This is a genomic window from Fibrobacter sp. UWR4 (assembly GCF_003149045.1).
GTDB lineage: Bacteria > Fibrobacterota > Fibrobacteria > Fibrobacterales > Fibrobacteraceae > Fibrobacter.
Genome location: NZ_QGDU01000043.1, coordinates 1 through 22,264, shown reverse-complemented (window position 1 = coordinate 22,264; position 22,264 = coordinate 1). Strand labels below are relative to the sequence as shown.

20 protein-coding genes and 2 pseudogenes are annotated in these 22,264 nt (G+C 43.9%); 2 read left to right on the top strand and 20 right to left on the bottom strand.

The features are described 5' to 3' along the window. The coding region (locus tag BGX12_RS13755) for a transposase (RefSeq protein WP_146196359.1) at nt 1-651 on the top strand (651 nt) is incomplete at its 5' end. Here BGX12_RS13755 and BGX12_RS13750 read toward each other — a convergent pair. The 20 genes and pseudogenes from BGX12_RS13750 to BGX12_RS13660 all read right to left on the bottom strand — a co-directional run bounded on the left by BGX12_RS13750 (nt 648) and on the right by BGX12_RS13660 (nt 20,657). After that, nucleotides 648-1,016 carry a hypothetical protein gene (locus tag BGX12_RS13750; protein ID WP_109736615.1) on the bottom strand — a complete coding sequence of 123 codons (369 nt, stop codon included), beginning with the start codon at nt 1,014-1,016 and terminating at the stop codon, nt 648-650. The two genes, BGX12_RS13755 and BGX12_RS13750, sit on opposite strands and share 4 nt — an antisense overlap. A gap of 777 nt (nt 1,017-1,793) precedes the next feature. After that, nucleotides 1,794-2,093, bottom strand: a pseudogene (locus BGX12_RS16150) (DUF4157 domain-containing protein); the annotation flags it as partial. Between the two features lie 912 nt (nt 2,094-3,005). Then, nucleotides 3,006-3,470 (bottom strand): annotated as a pseudogene (locus tag BGX12_RS16145) (DUF4157 domain-containing protein); the annotation flags it as partial. Nucleotides 3,471-3,532: 62 nt separating this feature from the next. Next, the gene (locus BGX12_RS13735; protein WP_109736614.1) at nt 3,533-3,997 is read right to left on the bottom strand and encodes a hypothetical protein; all 465 of its coding nucleotides are present in this window, start codon (nt 3,995-3,997) and stop codon (nt 3,533-3,535) included. A gap of 2 nt (nt 3,998-3,999) precedes the next feature. Beyond that, the gene (locus tag BGX12_RS13730; protein WP_146196357.1) at nt 4,000-6,150 is read right to left on the bottom strand and encodes a hypothetical protein; all 2,151 of its coding nucleotides are present in this window, start codon (nt 6,148-6,150) and stop codon (nt 4,000-4,002) included. Nucleotides 6,151-6,260: 110 nt separating this feature from the next. Beyond that, the gene (locus BGX12_RS13725; RefSeq protein WP_109736612.1) at nt 6,261-7,595 is read right to left on the bottom strand and encodes an ATP-binding protein; all 1,335 of its coding nucleotides are present in this window, start codon (nt 7,593-7,595) and stop codon (nt 6,261-6,263) included. 9 nt (nt 7,596-7,604) lie between these two features. Continuing rightward, nucleotides 7,605-8,639 (bottom strand): contractile injection system tape measure protein, encoded by a 1,035-nt coding sequence (locus BGX12_RS13720; protein WP_111361723.1) that lies wholly within the window; start codon nt 8,637-8,639, stop codon nt 7,605-7,607. 4 nt (nt 8,640-8,643) lie between these two features. After that, a complete protein-coding gene (locus BGX12_RS13715; protein WP_109736610.1) occupies nt 8,644-9,828 on the bottom strand; it encodes a hypothetical protein in 1,185 nt (394 codons plus the stop codon). Further along, complete coding sequence (locus tag BGX12_RS13710) at nt 9,821-10,591, bottom strand: hypothetical protein (protein WP_109736609.1); 771 nt, start codon at nt 10,589-10,591, stop codon at nt 9,821-9,823. The genes BGX12_RS13715 and BGX12_RS13710 overlap by 8 nt, the downstream gene beginning before the upstream one ends. Beyond that, the gene (locus BGX12_RS13705; RefSeq protein ID WP_109736608.1) at nt 10,578-13,610 is read right to left on the bottom strand and encodes a baseplate J/gp47 family protein; all 3,033 of its coding nucleotides are present in this window, start codon (nt 13,608-13,610) and stop codon (nt 10,578-10,580) included. Before BGX12_RS13705 ends, BGX12_RS13710 begins: the two co-directional genes overlap by 14 nt. A gap of 3 nt (nt 13,611-13,613) precedes the next feature. Next, entirely contained in the window at nt 13,614-14,018 is a 405-nt protein-coding gene (locus tag BGX12_RS13700; RefSeq protein WP_199220787.1) for a GPW/gp25 family protein, read from the bottom strand. Between the two features lies 1 nt (nt 14,019). Continuing rightward, a complete protein-coding gene (locus tag BGX12_RS13695; RefSeq protein WP_109736606.1) occupies nt 14,020-14,319 on the bottom strand; it encodes a PAAR domain-containing protein in 300 nt (99 codons plus the stop codon). Between the two features lie 7 nt (nt 14,320-14,326). Next, nucleotides 14,327-16,111, bottom strand: coding sequence for a type VI secretion system tip protein VgrG (gene vgrG / locus BGX12_RS13690; RefSeq protein WP_109736605.1), 1,785 nt, complete (start codon nt 16,109-16,111; stop codon nt 14,327-14,329). Between the two features lie 5 nt (nt 16,112-16,116). Beyond that, the gene (locus BGX12_RS13685; protein WP_109736604.1) at nt 16,117-16,785 is read right to left on the bottom strand and encodes a peptidoglycan-binding protein; all 669 of its coding nucleotides are present in this window, start codon (nt 16,783-16,785) and stop codon (nt 16,117-16,119) included. Continuing rightward, nucleotides 16,785-16,937 carry a hypothetical protein gene (locus tag BGX12_RS15565; RefSeq protein WP_158278264.1) on the bottom strand — a complete coding sequence of 51 codons (153 nt, stop codon included), beginning with the start codon at nt 16,935-16,937 and terminating at the stop codon, nt 16,785-16,787. The genes BGX12_RS13685 and BGX12_RS15565 overlap by 1 nt, the downstream gene beginning before the upstream one ends. Nucleotide 16,938: 1 nt before the next feature. Then, the gene (locus BGX12_RS13680) at nt 16,939-17,385 is read right to left on the bottom strand and encodes a phage tail protein (RefSeq protein ID WP_109736603.1); all 447 of its coding nucleotides are present in this window, start codon (nt 17,383-17,385) and stop codon (nt 16,939-16,941) included. A gap of 17 nt (nt 17,386-17,402) precedes the next feature. Further along, nucleotides 17,403-17,861, bottom strand: coding sequence for a phage tail protein (locus tag BGX12_RS13675; RefSeq protein WP_109736602.1), 459 nt, complete (start codon nt 17,859-17,861; stop codon nt 17,403-17,405). Between the two features lie 16 nt (nt 17,862-17,877). Next, entirely contained in the window at nt 17,878-19,320 is a 1,443-nt protein-coding gene (locus BGX12_RS13670; RefSeq protein WP_109736601.1) for a phage tail sheath C-terminal domain-containing protein, read from the bottom strand. 24 nt (nt 19,321-19,344) lie between these two features. Next, nucleotides 19,345-19,998 (bottom strand): hypothetical protein, encoded by a 654-nt coding sequence (locus tag BGX12_RS13665; protein WP_146196356.1) that lies wholly within the window; start codon nt 19,996-19,998, stop codon nt 19,345-19,347. An 80-nt stretch (nt 19,999-20,078) separates the two neighbouring features. Further along, on the bottom strand, nt 20,079-20,657 hold the full coding sequence (locus BGX12_RS13660; RefSeq protein WP_109736599.1) for a DUF4255 domain-containing protein: 579 nt from the start codon (nt 20,655-20,657) through the stop codon (nt 20,079-20,081). Nucleotides 20,658-20,859: 202 nt separating this feature from the next. On the opposite strand from BGX12_RS13660, the gene BGX12_RS13655 reads away from it, so the two are divergent. Continuing rightward, nucleotides 20,860-22,233: a response regulator transcription factor gene (locus tag BGX12_RS13655; RefSeq protein ID WP_109736598.1), complete on the top strand. Its 1,374-nt coding sequence runs from the start codon at nt 20,860-20,862 to the stop codon at nt 22,231-22,233. The last annotated feature ends 31 nt before the right edge of the window (nt 22,234-22,264 follow it).

The following is a 22,264-nucleotide window of genomic DNA, read 5'->3' as shown; positions in this document are numbered from 1 at the left end:
GAGGAGTTCCTGCCCAATGCCGAGCGGTGCGTGGACAGCTTCCATGTCGTACAGTGGGCGACGGATGCCCTGGACAAGGTCCGTGTGGAAGCCTGGAGGGAGGCCCGCAAGGAACGCTGCAATCCGAAACGGGGCCGAGGCAGGCCCACGAAGGATAGCGTCCCGAAGGACCGCACCGCGGAGGGGATAAAGAACTCCAGGTATGCTCTGGGCAAGGCTCCGGAGAACCTAAACGAAAGCCAGCAGAGAAAAATAGAGCTCATAGCCAGCCGCTATCCGCGTCTCTACAGGGCATACCAGCTCAAGGAGGAACTGCGCATCATCCTGAAGATGGGCTATGCCGATGCCAGGGAAAATCTGGACAGGTGGCTGTGGCGTGCAAGCCACTCACGCATCGGCCCAGTAAAGGATCTGTACGCAAAGATCAAGCGTAACTACGACGGAATCCTCAACACAATCAGGCTGGGCGTGTCAAACGCAAGGATCGAGGCGACGAACAACAAGATAAAGCTACTGATACGGACTGCCTATGGCTTCAGGAACATGAACAACATGCTGTCACTGATAATGTTGAGCTGTGCCTATGTAGATGTAAAGATAGCCTACGAATGGGAATCGGAATCGAGAGAATCATCTAGCAAGGCTGCCTAAATGCTTCCACACATGTTGATGATGCCTCTAAAATCAGCTCCTTCACTAACCGTAATTCCCTTGCTAGCGGTTAAAGTCGCCCCATCAGCTAATATCAAATACACCCTGCGATTTACAACAATGCGTTCTGAAAGCTCAATATCTTCAGAAGCGATGTACCAATGAACCTCGGTCGGTTTTTCACTATCATTTTCCCAAGTAGTCATATCGGATGTAAGAACCGTTGTAGGATTGTCACCACGCCCCGCCAACTTGCCGCTACTATTGATGTAAGGGATGCCCTCTACTTCAGCGAAAACATTCACCGACAGTAAAAACAAAATTGCCAAAACTATTTTATTTACGAGTTTCATAATAAACAACATTCCTAAAAAATCGTATTGTTTTCAACCCAAAGATAGAAAAACTTCGTCCAAGAGAAGTTTTCCTTATTGGCAATTAGGATGGCTCGCGTTTAGTTAACGGACATTTTCTATTCTGTAATTTGGAAGAGGATGCTTATTCTGTATTTTAGAAAGCAAATATTCAAAATGCTGCGTAAGGAAATCTTCGCTAGGATTATTCATAACACCGGCATTTTCTCGACGACCTTCACCGAAATCATGTCCATCAACTACTCCATATTCATCTTTTGCCCCTAACATATGCCCAAACTCATGAGTTACATCAACACCATCTGTCGCCCCCCACATATTCATGTTAATTGTTCCATTCAGACCTCTACCCTGCCCCATATTAACAGTTACTTTTTGATGCGCCAATTCCACTCCTATTTTTTTCTTAATTTCAAACTTCAGAGGCATTCTTGTTTTCCCATCTGAAACAACAAATTTATCATTCAATTTTGATTCTATGTTATTTTTCCACATAAGAAAAATAGCATCATTTGCATTAGTATCTATAACAACCGTGATTCTTATTTCTGGGTCATTTAAAAGATCTCCTAATTCAGGAACAGAAGCATTGAATAAAACATTCCAAGACATACTTGTTCCGTTGTATTGGGGATTCGGTCCTGGATCAGTCAGATTTTCAGTTCTTCTAGAGAACACTAAAAAATCTTGTCTCATCTGAACAGATTTCATGCATTCAATAGTTCCATTTCTTCTGTTCAAGGGTGATACAAAGCATTGTCTTTGCAAAGCCTTCTCTCCCATAACATCCGCCTCATGTTCCAGTGCCGCGTTATCGTTCACGGGCATGCCGTTGATGTTTGTGGTGGGGACAACACGGCCCGCCATTTGCTGGGCAACATGCCAGGCTTCGTGAGGGAGGGCGTGTTCCTGGCCAGGGGCGACATGGATGTCGGTGCCTTGCGTGTAGGCGAGCGCCTGCACGGTCGCGGGTTTTGGGCTGTTGTAATGCACACGCACATTGTCAAGCGAATAGCCGGAGAGGGACTCAATGCCGTTCTTCAAGTCATCAGGGAGGCCCGTGTTGTTCGGGCGCGGCGGATTTTCCGCACGCTGCACTGCAGCATTCGCGAGGGAGGCATGACGCTGGAGGCTTTCACTTTGCGGGGAGTTGTCGTGGACGGCTGCCGCGGTGTTGTCGGCGGCACGCTGCGTTGTTTCGTTCTTTTGTGCGTATGAGGTTTGCATATTCAAATTCCTGTAAAAAATCCCTATTTTTTTACAAAAAAATCACATTATTTGGTGGTCCAAAAGTGCAATCTAGAATCTCTAGGTAGCCTCCCTCTGGAGGGCTTTTTTATTTCCTGCCACAAAACGTACCATTAGAGTATTGCATTAACGTACAGTTCTAATAGATAAAGGTTCCTTAAAACTTTTTTCATCCACAGACTCTCCATCAAGAGAAATTTTTACCTTTCCCACTTGTCTATTTAAAGTTTTTATAGCTTCTCCGTATTGGTAATCAGACATTCCTTTAAATATCCTCGTTGCTTTGTCTTTACTTTTTAATAATCTACGCCCCATTTCTGGTTCATCAGTTACAACCTTGATTGGCAATTTCAACTCTTTATGTTTATTTTGAGGCTTACGAGACTTTTTAGAGGCAAGTTTTTCCACTTTATTTTCAACTTCAGTCCATTCTGCTTCATTATTGACACTCCACTGACAAATGTATTCTTCTTCATTGTGACCAAACCAAAAACATTTAATCAAATGCCCCTTTATGCATACATTGTTATCACAATTTTCATCTATAAGTCTTTTTTGATTTCCATATTTTAAATTAGATATAGACGTGCCATTTGGATTCGTCGGAACTCCAGATGGAATAATTGATCCATCAGCAACTTTGATAAAACCATCAAGAGTCCTTCGTTGCAAAAGGCCTTCGCATTGAATATTTTTATTTACTCTAGTCCCATCTTCATTTTTGCATTGTACCGCCATCTCCCCCATGACATCAGCTTCGTGTTCCAGCGCGGCGTTGTCGTTCACGGGCATGCCGTTGATGTTCGTGGTGGGCGAAACACGGCCGGCCATTTGCTGGGCCACATGCCATGCTTCGTGAGGGAGGGCGTGTTCTTGGCCGGGGGCGACATGGATGTCGGTACCCTGGGTGTAGGCTAGCGCTTGAACGGTGGCGGGCTTATCGCTGTTGTAATGCACACGCACATCATCCATGGAAAAGCCTGAAAGATTTTCGATACCAGACTTTAAGTTATCGGGCAAACCCGTAAGGTTCGGGCGAGGTTCCGGAGCTCGCTGCGCGGCTACATTTGCAAGCGATGCCTTCCGTTGCAACGCAGCATTCTGTGACGAAGAATCAACAACGGTTTCGGAAATGGGCACAGATTCTCGCTGTACCACAGAATCTTTTTTTTCGTAAGACGAATGCATACCAATCATATTTTATTTACTTTTCCTATTTATACTACTATTTTATAATAGCTACATTAACCCACCCACGATTATTCAGCAATTCCTCCAAAATGATTCACTTTATTCTCATTCACTCCATAGCTAAATTTTTTTATAACTCTTTTACTTTTTCCTTTTGCATTCGTTGTTATCATTAAATATTCATTATCGGTCACAGACGATTGTAGGATTCCTTTATCTTGTTTACCCGTCATCTCTTTTAACAACGTTCTTTTTCCATCCACAATTACAGTGCTCAATTCAACATCCTCTTTACCAAACCTTCTTATTGATCGCTTTTTTGCTTGATGTTCATCAGTTTCCACATGACGATCCAAAAAATTATCCGTAAACACATCAGAATACGTCTTTACTTTTCGCTGCGCGGCTACATTTGCAAGCGATGCCTTCCGTTGCAACGCTACATTCTGCGACGATGAGTCTTTGACAGATTCTGTGTCGGGAGCGACTTTATGCTGAGCCGCATCTTTTTCTTGAGCATAAGATGTTTCCATATTTATTTCCTTTTTTTTCTCTTGGGGTACTCAGCAGATCGATATACCTGTAAAAGAGCAATGACTACGACCGAAACGATAATGGCTATAAAGCAGCCCCATGGGCCAACAGAGCCCAAAAAATTTTCAAGCACAGGGTCGGTGCGCAAGAGCGTCATGGTGGTTAGCAATGGCGGGAGCACCACAAGGCCAACAAAAAGGGCCAAATGGCGAACGAAGTATTCACCGACGCGGCACACGGCAAAATAGCACACAATCAATAGGATTGCAAGCGAATAGGCAAACACATTAAGCAGGCGAAAGAACCAACGATGCGCACAGGCAAACGATGCGAATGTTCCTTGCCGTTCATGATCGCCATCGTCCTTTTCAAATTCGCTAAGCAATATGGAAGCAAGCGCAGAGTCGTAAGCGCAAACAGAATCCGATACGCCGCAGGTGCCGTATGGGGCAACTCCTAGCGAATAATAGGTGTCGTTGTAGAACGAGGCTTCTTCCCTGAGCTGACTCCACTGCGTATTATCGAGCCAAAGGAGGGGCACTAGAGAATGGTGCACAATTTTGCGGTCTTCCCCTCGCATCTGTTGATCCAGTTCGCTAAAAATCAGCAAGCGGCTTCGAGAAACGGGTTCATCGGCAAATACAATCAGGTGGTTGCGCAAGTTGTTCAAAATTTCATCTGCCGTAAGGACGTTCGAATTGGCTAATGTTATGGAATCATCCTTCGCACGAACGGGAATCGACATCAGCTGTCTAAAATTCTCGTAGCTGTAAATGCCCTTGGCTGCCGGAACGCATGTGGAATCGACGTCCTTGCGCACATTCATTTTTTCGGAAAGGCTCATTCGGTCGGTCATGAAGTTTACAAAGGCATACTCATTTTTCTCCAGAAGCCTGCGGTGCAATTCCCTAAACTTCTCGTTAAAAACGGCAGTACTCACGGAGTCCGTGGGGTAATTCTTGAACCAAAGTGTTACTCCGTCGCCCCGGTTGCCCACGTCATCTTGAACCATGCTCACATTGTCCACCAATCGTTGGAAAAAGGTGTTGTTCCTCTTGCTCACGAGCGAATCAATCCGCGTAATCAGTATGTCAAAAAACTTTCTCAGCTTGACTTCGCTTGCGGCAAGTGAACTCCAGTCATTTTTTGTGATAATCCAGTCCACTTTTACATCGTGACGGTGAGCCTGGTTTACAAACTCGCTATAACCGGGGCGGTCAAAAAAATCAAGGGCGTTTTCACCGGTCGGCAATCGAAGGGAACCATCATTTGCAGCCCCAAGGCCATAAAAGGCAAGCCTAGTCACTGCCGAGAAATCAACGATATTCCCCTCCTTTTTTACTTGCCAATAAGGGAAAATTGCGTAAACAGTTCCGTTCAGCTGATTCTTACGACTGCACCCACATCCATCGGCCTTCCAAACCACGGGAGCACCGGCAATTTCACTTACACGACGCTGGGTCATGGAATCCACCACGCCCGCCAAGAGTTTAGAATACAGGGTATCTAGCAAAACTAAAGCGTTTTTCCAGCGATCCTCGGAACAGTTCATAAAGCGATAACGTCTATCCAGCCTGCGCTTTATGTGCCGAATGGAATCAAGGCACAGGTCGGTTCCCTTCTTATGCATGGCACCATACCAGTTGTTATCATGCAACCGTCGGACCAAATCATCAAAATCGACATCGCTCCACAAAACATCCTTGATCTTGTCGTAGGCATTGACCGTATCGTAGCAAATACCTAGGGAGGCCGCAAAAAGGCTCAAGGCATAGCGATGCATGGAGTTTGAATCAATGAAGGGGCCAACCTTCAGATTTTCAACAAACTTTTTAACCGTCGGCGAATAAGGGTAACTTTCCGCCTCCACTCGTATGTAGTACTTTAGGGAATCCATATATGCCGAATCAAGCCATACCATTTCGGGAATGGAATCATCAGGGTACCGGTCCATGATTTTTGCCTTGACAGCCTTTGATCCCAAGGAATTATTATTTATCCGCTTGTGGAATTGCGGAAAATCAGCCAGGGCCATCTTAAGTTTTTCTTCCATGTCTATGCGGTCGGTAAAATAGACATTGATATTCTTTTCAAGAACTTTAAAAGCTTCTACGGTATCGCTTGGCTTGGGCTGTTTTTCATACATTGCCAAAGCGGAATCCGATATTTCAAAAGAGCACAGTTCACAATCTCTTTCGAAAACATGGCATTCTTTTGACCATGCAAACACACAAACAAAAAATACTAGCGCGAATACATTTCTCATAGCATTTTTCCTTCTTTCTGCAATTCCTTAGCCAAGCCCCTTTGAATATCATCCCTATTCACTACTTGGCGCCCATTCATCAAAGCAGACAACGCCGCGTAACGAGCCACATTTGTCAATGCACCGCCAGCCAGTTCATATTTTTCGGCGAATTCATCAAAAAGTTCATCCCTATTCTCAACTGGAGTCAGCTCGAATATGTTGCTCCAAAGAATTCTACGTTCCTCGGGTTCTGGCAACGGGAAATAAATCGCATTCTGGAACCTTCGCGAAAAAGCCTCGTCTATATTGGACTTTAGATTGCTCGCCAATATGACTATCCCAGGGAAATCTTCTACACGCTGCAGCAGGTAAGAGATTTCCTGATTGGCGGCACGGTCATTTGAGTTATTTGTCTGAGTTCTAGCACCAAATAGGGAATCTGCTTCATCAAAGAACAAAATCCAGTTGTGGCTTTCTGCCTGATCAAAAATGTTAGACAGATTTTTCTCCGTTTCGCCGATGTACTTAGAAACCACCTGCGACAAGTCAACCCGATAAACATCCATGCCGACCTTCTTGCCAACAAGTGTCGCAGTAAGCGTCTTGCCTGTTCCCGGCGGGCCATAGAATAATACACGGTAGCCACGTTTCAAATTCTTGCGTAACCCAAAAGCACCAAGAATTTCTTCGGAATGTTCAATCCAAGCCAGGAGCTGGTCTATATCGCCACGAGTAATGTCATTCAAAACCAAATCCGACCAATCCAGACGGGTCGTAATGCGCTTTGCTGGGAAATGCAGGCTGTAATCGGGTTTATTCCGCACACCGGTGGTAACATATTCCAGATACTCCGACGATATCCGCAAGGCTGCCGATGCCTTTGGTTCGCCAGGTTCACCATATTCCAGCTGTAGAATATGATTCGAGATAAGTTTACTATCGCTTTCAAAAAGGCGCATCAAATGGATTCTTTGTCCCAGATGATCCCCCGCCAATAGGAACAATGCTGTTTCACAGGTAGGCAGGAATCCAGAATGACTTTTGCCATGCCATCCACCAAATTCCGTGTAGGGGCGGCCAAGTACCTTGTTGTTCAAGAAGAACGAATCCAGAGCCTGAGGACATAAATGAGGCAACAGCGAAAGAGCCAAAATGAACCTTTCTTCAAAATTCAACTGGTTCTGCAAAACAAGCTGTGCATAGGGAGATTCCTCATCCAATTCCGGAGGAAAAATCGTTTGAACCTGGATCAACTTTTTTACATCATCTTCTGCAGAAAAATATTGTTCAAATCGAGCGTCAATGATTTGGCGGCACCAGATAATTTCATTATACAAGGTTTCATTCATGATTTTACCTCACCGCCACTTCACATTAATTATCGACTTTATCCATGGGAATTTTATTGTGGAATATCCCCAAGGCAACTTATCCAGCAGCATATCGAACGGACTAGGTGCAACCTTTAGAAGCAAGCCATCTTCTGCATCTTCCAAGTGGCCGGGACGTATCAAGAAGCTGGAACGCAGGCCATCAGCTGTTGTGGATCCAAGGGTGCCCCAATTCTTTACGACCGCTTCTAGCAGGCTATTTACAACAGCCTTGTCATCATCCGAAAGAGTCGGCAATTTTTCGGCATTGTACGTGCGATCCAAACCGCACACCATGTTCATCAGCGAAGCCTGGGTCTTGGGAACATCGTAATTTCCGTATACGGCAAATTTTAGAAGCGCTAGTCCCTTTAGTCGAGCCTCGTCCGAGGTAAAAGTATTCCCTGCCACGCATCCAAAGCGGCAAAACAACATGGGTATATAAGGGGACAACAGGACCAAGCCAGAGTCATGAACATCGTTTGCCGATTCCATTGAAACAGCTCTCTTTGCTGTACGAGTCTCCATATTCTTCACCTTCTGATATACCGAGTACGCAATCTGGCGAGAATCCAAACTAGGGAACCGCTGCATCATCATCTTGATAATGTATTCCGACACCGCTAAAGCATCATATTTCGAATCAGGATGCCTTGCAAGCCATTCTTCGGCATAATGGTCAAATTCCTTTTCAATATTCATGACCTGATTCATCGGGAGCAAGTTCCTGTAAGTCTCGGCAAGCATATTCAAGGTGGGTTGGCTGCGTTTCTTGAACACCGCCTTGGAAAGACCCGACTTTAAGGCGGCGGGCAACTTTTCGGCAAATTGTTCCAGGGCATTGTCCGCAGAAACCTCCCCCATATCCAAGGCTAGGCTATCCAATACCAAGTCATCATCAAAGTCCATTTCGCTCAGGGTGCGATCAAGTACATTGAGCAAGGTATTCCGGGCAAAGGAATAGAGAGATCTTTCCAGATTCTGGCAAGTTTCGGCATCAGCAGCCGCAATATTCAATGTCATGTTCTCAATGGTGTTCATTTTGCAGTAACCTGAATGCAGATGCTTGTGAGGGTAAAGTTTCCGGGAACCAAATAAATACAGGAATCAAATGGGCAGGAACTTCTTCGCGGATAAAGTCTTCTATGCTTTGGCGAGTTTCTTCACTATAGGATTCTGCATTACCCAAAGCCACATAAACTTTTCCAAAACAGTTTTCCAGAAAAATTCCATCGACAATATGGACTGTTATTCCTAGCATCATTTCTAGGCGCTTTTTGAAATACTTGCCACAACGTCGCATGTGCAGTGCAGGTAAAAAACGAACGTATTTTACCTTAGCCCGCAAGAGTTCAACAAATGCCAACGCCCCCTGTCTTTCGTGAATTTTCAAGAACAATTCTTCTGGGAATTCTACACCGTACATGGCAAGCATCTGGTCTAGAATCCTGTTGTATTTCTTTCTCGTTGTTTTAAGGGAATCAACAGAAAATAAATCTGAAAAATCGTCCATCGCCTTTAGAAATTTTTCAATCAGATATTCCACCGGATTCAGGAATTTCTGTAAAGCAACAGCACCCTCCCCTTTGCGATACACTGCAGGGAACTGCTCTGCAATGGGAGAAAAATCCAAAAGTTCCCGGCGAGTTCCTGCAATGGGGCTTGCCAGCGAATTTGCAGAAGTAACGATTTCATTTTCCGATTCAGCGCGTTCGTCATGCCTCAAGAAATTTACCGAAGAAACATTTTCGCCCAGAAGTCGCCATTCGTTCCAAAGTTCATTAAATGTGTGGAGTAAATCTTGCCGATGATGTTCCCTGGCTTCAATCACAACCTGATATTTTCCGTCGATACAATTCAGGAACTCCACCCGAATTGCATTTTTCAAATGTATCGTAAAAAAATTGGAGTAATCCTCCGCCGTAACCGGAAAGCATTCCATGACCTGTTCTTTCGTATACAGGGCTTCCCGACTTAAATCTATTTTACCGGTTTTGTCGGTAAGGTAATCTTCGATATCAAAGCCGGTTTTATAACCAAGTTCGGACAAGGCAAATACAATTCCTTCTAAAAGGGTAACGCCTGGATCGTGGGTATTAAAATCCGTCCACAGATTACCACTCAGCTTTTGCAAAAGCGCAAGAGCGTCAAGACGCATGGTCTCGTAATCAAGATCCAGGGCTCCGCTATTTTTGGAAATCGTCTTATGCAAGGGAATTTTCCATCATGTTATCGAGCCAAAGTTTGGTAAGCCTATAGTTTACGAAAGTACCGCCTTTATAGGCACAATGGGTTCGGAGTTGCAATTTAAAGGTATAACGTTCGTTACCCTTGGTCCAGCGGATATCAATGCGAGAACCGCGGCCACCGTAATAGGACTGGGTCTTGTTTATCGAAGGTTTTCCGTGAAAAACATTGAGTGCAATGGCGTGGGTCAATGCAAATCGACCTTCATTATCTTGCCCACCTACGCCAGCCATAACCTCAAAGGCTTCGCAACCGCAAAGCTGTTCCGTAATGTCGTGCCATTTTCCATCGGCTTCAACCTTTAGCTCTGCATTTTCTTTGCCCATGCGACCTTCGCAGCTCATAACGCCGTTTACGTCCAGGGCACATTCCGGATTTTTCGTTCCAATGCCAACCGCCTTAACCGATGTCGAACCTACCAAGGTCACAACGCTATCAGATTCACCTTGAAACGGCGTAGAAATATGAAGGTTGGAGGATTCCTCTTCGGAAGGATTTTTTTGCAATTCGACCTGCCAAAGGGGCGAGCCCTCGGTAGAGTTCATGTAAAAGCTTATGAGCTTACCGGAATCTGTAAGCTGCGAAATTTTGAGTCCTTTCTCGGGAGACTTCTCAAAGCCGTCTTCTTCAACATTCACCGTGGAATCAATCAAATCAGAAAAATCTTCTTCGCAAGGCATCTGGCCTGCACGAAAACGGGACTTAAGAACACTTCTATTCAGTTGCATCACCTCTCCTTCGAATAATGAAAGTGGAGCCAATTTCTAAATCGCCATAGCCAACGCTAATGGGCCTTGAACCGCTGATTTCGGGAACCACGTTCAAAAAATGTTTTGCCATGGGAGTCGCAACACTCCAAGGACACAGGCCATGTAAAATTTCCGAATCGGCCCGTTCCGAATGGTCTACAAAAAAATTGCAGTCATCTTCAGAAGCTATCCTCAGAATGGATAGTTCCTTAACGAACTTTACATACTTCTGGTTTTGAATAAAGTCCTTCAGTTCATTTTCATTCAGAGTCCAGCCAAAGAATTTTTGCTGACCTACCGGGAACCAGGGCGAAATAAAGTGATTTATCTGATTATTCAAATCTTGCAAGCACTCGCCCTCTCCGTATCCCTCGCGAAAATCCACGACGCAACGCACCTGCATTCTTTCAAAGAACGGGTTCACCACGCGAACCTTCGCCGATGCGGGAATCTTTTCTTTCAAGTAATTCTTTATATCGTTCAGGATTTTACCACCCAGGCAAGGATCCCAGGAATTTCCCTTTGTTTCGACGAACCGCGACACAGGAACAATGGTCAGGTAACCAGGTGTAGGCATATCCTTGTTATCGGGATTTAATCCAGGAAAGCACTTAACTAGGTGAACTTCGGGAAAACGTTCCAACACAATGCGTTCATAATCCCTTGGAGAAAGGGCCCGCCCCCGATGGTACAAGAACTCTGCAACGCGGGTTCGCATCTTGGACTTATCCTCAGCCACCTTGCCGCCAAAGGATTCCGTAATCTGACAAACCTCCGAAAGACTAAATCGACTTTTTGAAAGTTCCGTTATGATTCTTGGCGGAATATGTTTCAAAGTTTCATCCGGAGAGCCTTTCATGCAGCGGGAAACTTCGACAGCATTGGAGTAAACAGAATAGACTCTGCTGCAATGACGCCAGTTTCCCGTAGGGCGCAAACGGATCCAGGCCAGATTATCGTTCATCAGCTTACTGCCCAAGGTCATTTCCTTGGGTAAGCACAACGAAACAATTCCAGAAGTTGTAAAACCAGATGTAGAATTATAAAGGATACTTTCTGCAGGCAAACTCACCCAGTTTTCGTTGCAAAGAACAGACCACGAAAATTCGCCCATGTCATCAGAAACGACATAGTCAGAATCACGTTTTAAGTGGAAGAACAAATTCAATCGCTGAGGAATTTTTTCGCAACGAATCCCAATAAAGAACAATCCACCGATATCGTTCAACCGTTCCCTTAAGGAAAATCCCCTGGGATGCAGAAAAAAGATTTTCCCGCCATTGTCATCGATTTGTGTTCGACGGGTGCTGATTTCGCACCTCGCCTGATAACTCAAATGCAGATTTTCAAGTTCTGGAGTATAGGGCTGGTTCGGCAAAGGCATTCCTGTTGTCTTTTTTAAAGCCTGAGACATCAAGGTATCGCAGAGAACGCGAGAATACTCCTGGTGCATAAAGGCGTCTTCGGGAGAATGCAGACGCATTCTATATCTAGCCTTGGAACTAGAGGCTAGTACATCCTTAAACGATACATGAAAATCCGGCGTAATTCGGGAGCCTCGGGATTCAAATAAATTGGATAACACAGGCCTCACATTTGCAGAAGGATTCTGTACACCATTATCAAAACTGCAAAGGGAAACCTTGAAATCTTCTGTACCAGGGTGACTCGGATAAAGTTCATACCAAGACGAAAAATTCTGGTTATTTGGCAAACCGCGCCATGAACCATAAAGATCCAGGTTCGTCAACCTTTTTCCATAAAATTCATCACTTGCAAAAGTGAACGAATCCCCCACGGTAGGCATGGGGCCAAAGGGCTGCAGCGGATTGGCAAGCGAAAGAGGACCGATATCATTCATGACTTCGAATGAACGCAGACCACTCACCTTTACATCGATCAAGACCTTCTGTAATTTCAGCAGACGCAAATGTTTCCAGGGATTATAGGAAGTCTGGGGATTGACTTCAATTTTTACTACAGGATGTGTGGTTTCAAAGGAATCCAGATGGACTTCTGGATTATACGGAACAATCGAGGGAACGGTCTCTGGTAAAATAAAAGTAAGTCCGAGACAATTGTTTTCGAAATTACAGTCCAGAATACGGGATTCCAGCTGGTAGCCATCAACACAATACCAGTCACTTTCTGTAGTCAAGTAAATCTTGAACGCCGTTGAAAATGTTTTGAGGAATAAATTCGCATCGTTTCTAGCAGCAAGCAACGTTCCTGCAATAGAATCGGAGTCGTAAAAGAACGACAACTTGATTCTCCGTTGGCCTTCACTCAGCATAAAAATCGGTGACGCCAGGGCAATTCCTAGTCGAGCGTTCTTTCCATAAACCGAACGTTTGTTCGACCGAGTCAATCCGAACAGCGGATACGGCGTTATGTCATCTCCATCAGTAACTGCTCTTGGATCATAAACTGGAATTTCCGTAACCGTCGCGGGAGCGTCATCTTGTACAGCCAGCGAAAAAAGCCGTTCTACAGAGGTCTCGTTTACGCATACTTCCTTCACGGATTCATACTCTACATCGTCACCATTTTCGTCTTGACCAGCAAGGAATCTTGTTCCTGCGGGCAAGCTACAGCAAGTTCCTGCGGCGGGTGGCGGGAAAATGACGTGGGCAGAATCCCCTTGAATTGCCTGCGGTTTTTCGCCAAGGATTTTCTCATAATAAAAATCTATTCGCTTATCGGGCAAATCATTCAGGCGACTTTTCACCCGCAACAAAAGCATTGCACATGCAGCATAAAGCGCCGCAGCAGGTTCCATGTTGCCGTCCGCTTCGCCCTCCACTTTTCGGGCCAAGTCATCAATATCTACAGAACCTAAGACTTCAGGAAAATCATGGTCCAGGCACACGGTCTTGATTACGTCAAGCAAATCCCTAAGCGAAGATTCATCTATGGAATAGAAGCCCTTCACCAATTCCTTGAACTGGCGAGATTCCTGGCTAAGTCCATCACGAATGTTAAACCCGACGTTTTCCATACGCTACAAGGTCACATCCGTTCCTTCGTTAATATAGAAGGGGAAAACTAAATTGCTTCGCGAATTGGTCATGCGTACGGTGTACAAAATTTCCACATTCACAGCATCGCTATCATCAGGCTTTGTAACCAGAATGTCATCAACATCAATTCGAGATTCATGAAAGAGTATAGCTCGCCTGATTTCATCCTTGAGTAAAGCCTTGAACTCTTCGTCAAAAGCCCTAAAGCAATAGTCCCGAATACGGCAGCCAAAATCAGGTCGCATAATTCGTTCCCCGGGATAGGTAGAAAGGAGAATTCGCAAACTTTCACGAATATCCTCATCAGTTTCAGACATTTCCACACCATTCATCGAAAATGAAAGAGGAAATTTCCATCCGCGCCCTAAAAAATCACGAGCAAACACATTAGCCTCCAATCATCACCGTAGGGCATCCAAAGGTAATTGTGCCACCATGGGCTGTATTATCGCCCATTCTTGCCGCAGGTTTCTTGCCAATTAAGACTGTTGTCGAGCCCTTGATAATGGTATCGGGCGGACCAACACAAACGCAGGAGTCGCCCATAACGGCAGCAGGCATTCCTCCAATCAACACAGTAGGAGCACCAGGTCCAATAACAGGGCCACCTACATGGGGAACCGGAGGCACTCCGGGCGTTTGCATAGGGCAGGTGTGTAAATCTGTAATACGAGCTGCTGGAGGCATAAAATTCCTAGTTGATCATTACCATGGCACCCTTAATGGTGGTCTGGCCCGATGCAGAAAGTTCTGCCGAGGCGTTCCCCTTGGCGGTTAAGCCCACCTTGGCGTTCAAGTTTACGTTCATTCCTTCGGCTTTCAAGTCATTTGTAGAAGTCAGACTGATGCCTCCCTTGGAATCCACCTTGAATTTTCCGGTCACGTCAAAAGTCACATCCTTAGAAGTCTTTATTTTAACGCCGCTATCCGAAAGTTCCACCGTATTGGAGGAATCATCAAGGGTAATTTTCTTTTTGTCATCGTCAAGAACAAAGTTTCTGTTTCCAGGAGTCTTGATAGTGATAGTCTTCTTTTCTTCGTTAAATTCGAAACTCAGCTTTTCGCGGGTAAGCAACATCTTTATGTTATTGGCCTGTTCCAAAGGCTTCGGGGGCGCCTTAGAAGCGCTATACAGGCTTCCAAGAATCACAGCACAGGAAGGATCCGCATTGAAAAATCCCAAAATAACTTCGTCCCCAACTTCTGGGTACATAAGGCAACCAACACCAGAAGAAGCATAAGGACCGCCTAAACGCGCCCACACCCCTTCCTGCTCGTTTTGCATAATGGGGATTTTCACCTTGACGCGATTCATCTTTTCTGGGTCGTCGTGTATCTGGATGACAACGCCCGTCAACAGACCGCTTACGCCGCAATTATATCCTGAACAAGAAGGAGCTTCAACATCAAATTTTTCCACATGCCAAGACTTTTCAATACCAAAAGATATTTTGGTCGTCCATTCGCCAGGTTCCATGTGATGATGAATTCCAGAAACCAGGGCTTTACCGTTAAAGCGGTCGCCAAGATACTTTAATTCTACCATACCGCCAAGTTTTGCCTTGAGGCTCCCGACACAAGTTACGTAGCCGCAAATTCGGGATAGTTCGTTTTTAAGCTGTTCAGCTTTCGCCCAAGTGTCCAACTCTGACTTTTCGACCAAGGAATTAATCTGAATTAAACTTGACGGAGCGTTCAACACTTTTGCCATGGAACCGCTATCGAGATTTCCAACATTCATCAAGTTCTGTTGGGAGGACTTTCCTGTAATCACATCTTGCTTAGAAACGTCCCATGCACGGGCTTCCACTTTTTTCACCTGATAAGTGGCGTCAGCGTAAGCATTAAACTCTATAATGTCTGTACCCCATGTCAGCGCAAGATCGGGGCCTCCATCGGCTGCAATCTTTTTTATGCTTATCCCGTCCTTGTCATTAATAAGCCAGCAGCCATTCGCCTCGGTTCTCGCCATGATAAAATCCCAGTCGGTGCAATAATATTGCAGCATTTCCTTGTGGGAAATTCCACCAGTACTTACGTTGACACTCACCCCGTAATTTCCGCAAATTTCCTTGATGATGGAATCGTCATTCTTGTTCAGAAAGTTGGCGTTCTTGCGGGCCCGAGTCATGGCAACAGCCTTGTCGCGGCACTCAATCTTAGTACAGCTCCGACCGCTTCGAGAAATAGAAATTCCTAGCTTTACGACAACACCCTTAAACACCACATCCAGTTTGGTCGCGTACCCCGCCTTTATGGTAATTTCAGTTCCGGGTTTCAGTTCGTCGCCTTCACAGATCGGGAACTTGCCTGTTGCCATATACCCGTCATCCAGCACCACGGTAGCTTTCGATATGCCATTAATTCGATAAACGACATCTGCAGAAATGACCGTTGTTGAAGACGGCAACGCCTTGCCCTTCGAAAAGACAACGCACTCGACAACACCTTCGGATTTTGCTAATGGAGATTCTGCCATAAAAACTAATCAACAATGGGCGGAAAATAAAGCTTGGAACCAGGTTTTAGGTTTCTAAAATTCGTAAGGTTGTTAACCTTGGCCACCTGCAAATAAAGGGACGGATCTTTGTAAACGCGTTCACACATCAACGGAAGAGAATCACCAACCTGAACCTCGACAAGGTGGGTTAAATCGGGGGATTGTTTATTCAACGATGCTAAAAGTTCTCTCAAAGTTTTATAAAGATGCATTTTTAAGGTAATTTCAGCTCGCAAAGGCTTTCCAGAACGATTGAACAGTGTGTAATTGACACTCATGGATTCAAGCCTTGCATACTCCAAAAAATTTCCCCACTGAACATTTACTATTGGCGATTCGTGTTCCGAGCCAACGTAATCCGCAACCACTTTTTTCAAAGCCTTTATCATTTGGGGAATGTCGTTACAATTTTCAGGCCAGTCACTTTTAGGAATAGCTCCAGTCGTATCAAGAATTATTTTAGGGACATCAAAGATATCCTCTCCACAAGAAATAAAATGTTTAAGGGAATCAAAAAAAAATGGCTCCGTATATTTTATTTCACGCGTTGTGGTAATAGCTTCCGGATTCACCATAACTGAAAAAGGCGGAATACTCGAAATTGGAGATTTATCCAATTTACATGCCGTTAAGGTAAGCTTCGTCAACTTCATTATCGTTCCTTACTTTCGGAAATAGCGTTCTGTACCATACGGCGGCATTCATTCAGTAATTCCGAACGAAGAATTTCCTCATTTCTTTCCTTATTATCGCTTTTGGCGGCAACAGAAACATTGATGCACAGATTTTTAATTTCAAGAGACATACTATAAAGACGACATACTTTCGTATTTTAAAGAAACGGATTCAACAACAATTTCATTCTTCATGGCGTCCAAGGATCCCAACGACCACTTATACGGATACGCTCTTATAAAATTCCAGGTTTTCAAAGGCTGATTTTCTTCATTCAACAAGGAAACCAATACATTTTTTGTTTCAATATTGATTTCATCGTTCATCGAATCAATAGTTTTCTTGCACCATTCATATATAAGAGAATCTTTGCGAACAAAGCCCTTCTTTAAAACTAGGTCTCCATGCTTACAACGTTTGGGCAAGAAAAAAGAACGTGAATTATCGCCTCCAGAATGAATTTCTTCACATTCAATAGAAGTGGTCAACCCTTCAACAACCTGAAAGGCTTCTTCCTTCCCTCCTATTTTCACAGAAAAATGAAATACAACCGGAAGCGACCATTCAACGTCTGCCATTTTGCACCTACATTTTATTAGCCGTTTGCAATTGTTAAGCCTTCGTGGACAATTTCAATGCTTTCTACAGCAACTTCATTGCCTTCGGCCTTCAGTTCGTAACCAGAAATCTTGGTAGGCCAAGCATTCTTAAGAGTCCAAACCATTGTGGGATTGCTTTCTTCGTCCAGCAAGCTGATTACAATATCAATGCGTTTGATAGTATTCTGCTTAATTTGCTTGAACCATTCCCAGAACTTATTGTCGCCCTTGAAAATGCCCTTCTTCATGGTAACATTACTGTACTTGATAAGGCCAGGCATCTTGATTACGGAGTAAACAGAGCTATTGCCTACTCGGTACTTAATTTCTTCGGATTGAGCATCCAGGCCAGTCACTTCCTGAAAGGACATTTCCTGATCACCCCACTTTACAGAAAAGTGGAATTTCGGCAAAGGCCAAATGCTTGTGCTTTGTGTAGAGCCATCTTCTGCCATATTCAATTACCTCCTATTAGGACTTCTGCTGCTGTTGTTGGAATGTAAGTTCAATGAATTCTGCCGGGCGAATCAGGGCAACCTTAATTGTCACACGGAGAATTCCTTCAAGAATATCTTCGGCAGTCATGGTTTCACCAAGACCAACATAGACTTCGTACGCATCGGAAGCACTAGAGCCTGCCAATCCGCCACGGCGCCAAATTCCAAAGAGGAAATTCTGAATCATACTTTTCATGGTAACCCAGGTATTTGCATTATTCGCTTCAAACACAAAAGCCTTAGATGCAAGCTTGATGGATTCTTCAAGCATTATCATGGTACGACGAACATTCACATATCGCCAATCAAGGCTATTACCATCTAGGGTACGAGCGCCCCAAACCTTGTTGCCATCGCCAACAAAACTGCGAATGGCATTCACAGCCTTTCCATTTACGGGAACATTCAGGTCTTCTTGCTGATCATCTGTCAAATTCACAGCAGGAGTTATCACGCCGTTAATGCCTACGTTTGCCGGAGCCTTCCATACACCAACATTATTATCGACCATCGAATAGATGCCAGCAATAGCGCCAGAAGGAGGAATCAAGTTCAACTGTTCACGAACATTATCCATAATTGTGGAATAGTTCAGACAAATCACCGAAAGAGTTCGATGGAGAGCAAAAACGGACTCTTCATCGTTCAAGTCAACCGTAGAGATTTTTGCAATTTCAGCCTTGATTGCTTCAGCCTTTACAGCAGGTTCTGCAGGAACCGCTGCAGTAAGCATTGCAGTCAGTACATCAAGATTTTCAACATTGGCGAAGGTCACTTCATTAGACTGAACAACACTAGCATTCACCCACGGATAGTAGGCGGCACCGTAATTCAAGAAGGATGTAATCTTCTCGCGAAACGGTGTAATGCATTCGTCAGTATCCTTATAGCCGTCAAAAACATCCAGAATCGCAAAGCGATTTTTCATCTTGTTGCAGTGGGCAAGCATTGCATTTTGCACATTGGCGCAAGCATCCGCAGATTCAAGGGAAACGGCTTCAGGAATCACAACGAGAGTCGGCTCCTGTTCCTTCTCGAAAGGAACGATTGCCTCGGTCAATGCAATTTCGGAAATTTCTTCACCATAAGCACCAACAGACATAATGTAGCAGGTTGCACCACCATTCTGGAAAAACATCCTGATAGCATCAAAAAGCCGGAAACGGACCTTGGGCGATTCTACAGAGCCGTCATCCTTTAAAGTAAAGCGCATCAACGCACCTTCACCATAAATAGAACGGAACTCCGCAAAGGATGTTACGCGAAGAGGCTTGTTAAACACAGTCTGACCTTTATATTCGGCCTTGGCTGTGTAGCCAATGAAAGCAGGAATTGCGGTAGCAACTTCTACTACGGAACTAGGAAAGGCGCTTTTTTCTACGAGATAAACGCCCGGGGTTTTGTAAGCAGTAGCCATTTTTAGCTTGAGCTCCTTTTTCTGTTAGAGGTTTACAAAAGATTCCGCCACGATTTCATAATCCCCATTATTCAGTTCCCTTCGCGCCAGGGATTTTAAATCCATATTCGGCAAAGCCTTCACCAAAATTCTTGAAGAATTCTTTTGGCGCAGTTGAAACCTAGGCACATCGCCATAAACAATAGGATACGAGTTTCTGGAGATAAATTCAATTTGACGTTGACTTTTCGTCTTAATTTCAAAATCAGACGTCTTGTTACTTTTCACGTCATAAACAGCGACATTATCTATATCAATATTTCCCTGAATAATGTAGCACCACCGACAAGATCTTGTTTTTAAAGGAATTTCAACAATTCCATAATTACTCTTCGTATTTTCAAGCTCTAGATGCAAAATAAACAATGGCTTCATGGGGCCAAAATCATTCATGTCGTTACGTTCACTCTGAAAATCATACGATATAACGCCGTCTTTTACGATAATAACGGGGACCTGATCCTTATCGGACTTTTCCAAAAGAGTCACGTTCCATAGACAGGCATCATCCAAATAAACCCCAAAATACAGGGATTTTAGGTCACCGCAAGTCTTTTCTGGAGAAAGAATTTTTAAGCCACCTGCAGTTTCTCGCAAAAGCAAGTTTCGTTGTGCAATTTCCTTTATAGATTCAGCCATCGGCTTAATCGAAAAACCTGAACAGCACCCCTTGTAGTACTCATGCGTAATCCTTATATCGGCAAACATCGAAGACCGCATTACAAAACTCCAATAGACGCATCTTCTGGAAATTGGATTACATAGGGGCTGTAGTAAGAATACTGTTCTCCCAGAGCCACGGTACGAACCTTATACAAGACAGAGGGTACATATTTACCTCCTAGAGTCCCCCACAAGCTATTCAAATCCTGGATAGACAAATTTTCCATATCAAGACACAATTTTTCTAACCCAATTGGCATATCTGGAGAATTTGTACGGTCAAACAAGGCATGGTCTTGTAAAAATCCAATCGCCTTTGACAGGTATTTAAGGGATTCTGCGTAATTTGAGTTTTTAAAATTTGACGCAAGCATTACATAAAGATTCATGAACACCTGCTTTGACGGGATTACATTCCTAAACCCATCAAATTCCGGCTTGACGTTCTTTCTGACATTAGAGTCACAGCCCACATTGACTAAGAAGAGATTTAGCTTGTTGATTGATCGTTCCGATTCTCGTCCATCGTTTTCCAGCAGTTTTGAAACAACGACCAAATCCTCTTGCAATGATTGATTACCATGCAAATGAGTATTCAACCGAGTCGCGAGAAATTGAAGGACAGCATTTATCATTTAAAAAACTTTTGGTAACAGATCCATATAACGCACTGAATATACGCATTCGCATTTTATTTGGAAATACATCCGAAAATCAGGAACATCAATATATTCCAAAAGGGTTAACTGATTTCACCTATTTTTAAGCACAAAATAATACCTTTGGGCTATTGTTTTTTTTCAGAACAACTATTCAAAATCCCCCCCCCCACACACTATGCATACAGAAAAGAAAGATTTGACCAACAGGCAAAAAGAAATACTAGCCCTATTGCGCAAGGGATTAACCAATCACGACATATGCAGGATATTATGCATATCACCCAATACGGTAAAAGTTCATCTTACCAACATTTATAAGGTTCTAGAGGTAACAAACAGAACCGAAGCGGCATTTACAAACGAGTTAGACCTTATAGACTTTACGCCACCAGAAGAAAATCTTGTTGATATATCGATTCATTCAAATAATGATTTGACTATATTCCCAAAGGCCAACGCAACATACATATCTATCATAGAGGCTTTGCATCGTTACCACTTGTTCCGAATACACGAAAACGAAGCAAGGTCGCAAGCCTCTGGCTATAAGATTGACTTTTCAGCCGCGAGTAATAACAGCGAAGCACTCTTCATCACCTTAAAAGAGGCTCATTCGCCCGAAATCTTGTGGACAAGGGCCCTGAATATCCACAATGACAATTTGCAATTTATCGCTAATCAAACTGCAGCACAGCTATTTCACCAAATGAGCTTTACTACGGCGGTAAAGAACCATACTCCACAAAGTTCCCTACCCTACTGGTGGTACATTTCCTGCTACACAAAAGTCAAGGCAGAATCCTGTTGCAAAGAAGTATTCAATATTTGCGAAGCAAAGCTCAAGCCCATTGCCATGGGCAAGCAATACAACAATTACGCAGCATACCAGTTAGCCTTTATCTACTACCTATCAATTCTTGACGCAAATGAAAAAGCACCTTATTATACAGAAAAACTGGGAGAAATCACGCGCAGGTCGATGCGAGACTACCCCTATTCCATTTATTCCTTATTGATGATGGCACTCTACAATATCGTCATCGGCAATAAAAGAGAGGCTTCCTCCTACTTGTTGGATGCTCTTAACAAAAATCCTTACGATACCACGGCAAGGACACTACTCCCTCAAATTTACCTGTTGACAGGGCAAGATGACAAAGCAATCGCAGCAATTAACGAAAACAAGAAACTTTTACCGGACTACGACAGAAATCAACACCTCTATTCACGAGCGTTCATTTGTTTTCTACAGGATGATTTTAAGGAATGCAAGGACATTGCATCTCAAATTCTCCTCTTTCGTCCAGAATCGCTATATGCAAGGATACTCATTACGGCGTGTTGGAAAAAGGCTGGCAACATGGAAGAATGCAGAAAGCACATCCACAAGTTATTTGAATACAACCCAAAATTCAATCAAGTCGAAATCGAAAAGCTTCTTTCAGACATTTCTCCTAACCGAAAGAACATATTCGCAGATTTAATGGCTCTTCATCAACATGTGTGGGTGGCTTCGCCACCCTTTTTTGTTGACTTTCGCCTAAATTAAACAAAAAATGGGCTATTTTCTAAAATTTAAT

Coding starts and splice junctions, on each gene's coding strand:
- BGX12_RS13750 (WP_109736615.1), bottom strand. CDS start 1,016: ATGTTGTTTATTATGAAACTCGTAAATAAAATAGTTTTGGCAATTTTG.
- BGX12_RS13735 (WP_109736614.1), bottom strand. CDS start 3,997: ATGGAAACATCTTATGCTCAAGAAAAAGATGCGGCTCAGCATAAAGTC.
- BGX12_RS13725 (WP_109736612.1), bottom strand. CDS start 7,595: ATGAATGAAACCTTGTATAATGAAATTATCTGGTGCCGCCAAATCATT.
- BGX12_RS13720 (WP_111361723.1), bottom strand. CDS start 8,639: ATGACATTGAATATTGCGGCTGCTGATGCCGAAACTTGCCAGAATCTG.
- BGX12_RS13710 (WP_109736609.1), bottom strand. CDS start 10,591: ATGCAACTGAATAGAAGTGTTCTTAAGTCCCGTTTTCGTGCAGGCCAG.
- BGX12_RS13705 (WP_109736608.1), bottom strand. CDS start 13,610: ATGGAAAACGTCGGGTTTAACATTCGTGATGGACTTAGCCAGGAATCT.
- BGX12_RS13695 (WP_109736606.1), bottom strand. CDS start 14,319: ATGCCTCCAGCAGCTCGTATTACAGATTTACACACCTGCCCTATGCAA.
- vgrG (WP_109736605.1), bottom strand. CDS start 16,111: ATGGCAGAATCTCCATTAGCAAAATCCGAAGGTGTTGTCGAGTGCGTT.
- BGX12_RS13685 (WP_109736604.1), bottom strand. CDS start 16,785: ATGAAGTTGACGAAGCTTACCTTAACGGCATGTAAATTGGATAAATCT.
- BGX12_RS15565 (WP_158278264.1), bottom strand. CDS start 16,937: ATGTCTCTTGAAATTAAAAATCTGTGCATCAATGTTTCTGTTGCCGCC.
- BGX12_RS13680 (WP_109736603.1), bottom strand. CDS start 17,385: ATGGCAGACGTTGAATGGTCGCTTCCGGTTGTATTTCATTTTTCTGTG.
- BGX12_RS13675 (WP_109736602.1), bottom strand. CDS start 17,861: ATGGCAGAAGATGGCTCTACACAAAGCACAAGCATTTGGCCTTTGCCG.
- BGX12_RS13670 (WP_109736601.1), bottom strand. CDS start 19,320: ATGGCTACTGCTTACAAAACCCCGGGCGTTTATCTCGTAGAAAAAAGC.
- BGX12_RS13665 (WP_146196356.1), bottom strand. CDS start 19,998: ATGGCTGAATCTATAAAGGAAATTGCACAACGAAACTTGCTTTTGCGA.
- BGX12_RS13660 (WP_109736599.1), bottom strand. CDS start 20,657: ATGATAAATGCTGTCCTTCAATTTCTCGCGACTCGGTTGAATACTCAT.
- BGX12_RS13655 (WP_109736598.1), top strand. CDS start 20,860: ATGCATACAGAAAAGAAAGATTTGACCAACAGGCAAAAAGAAATACTA.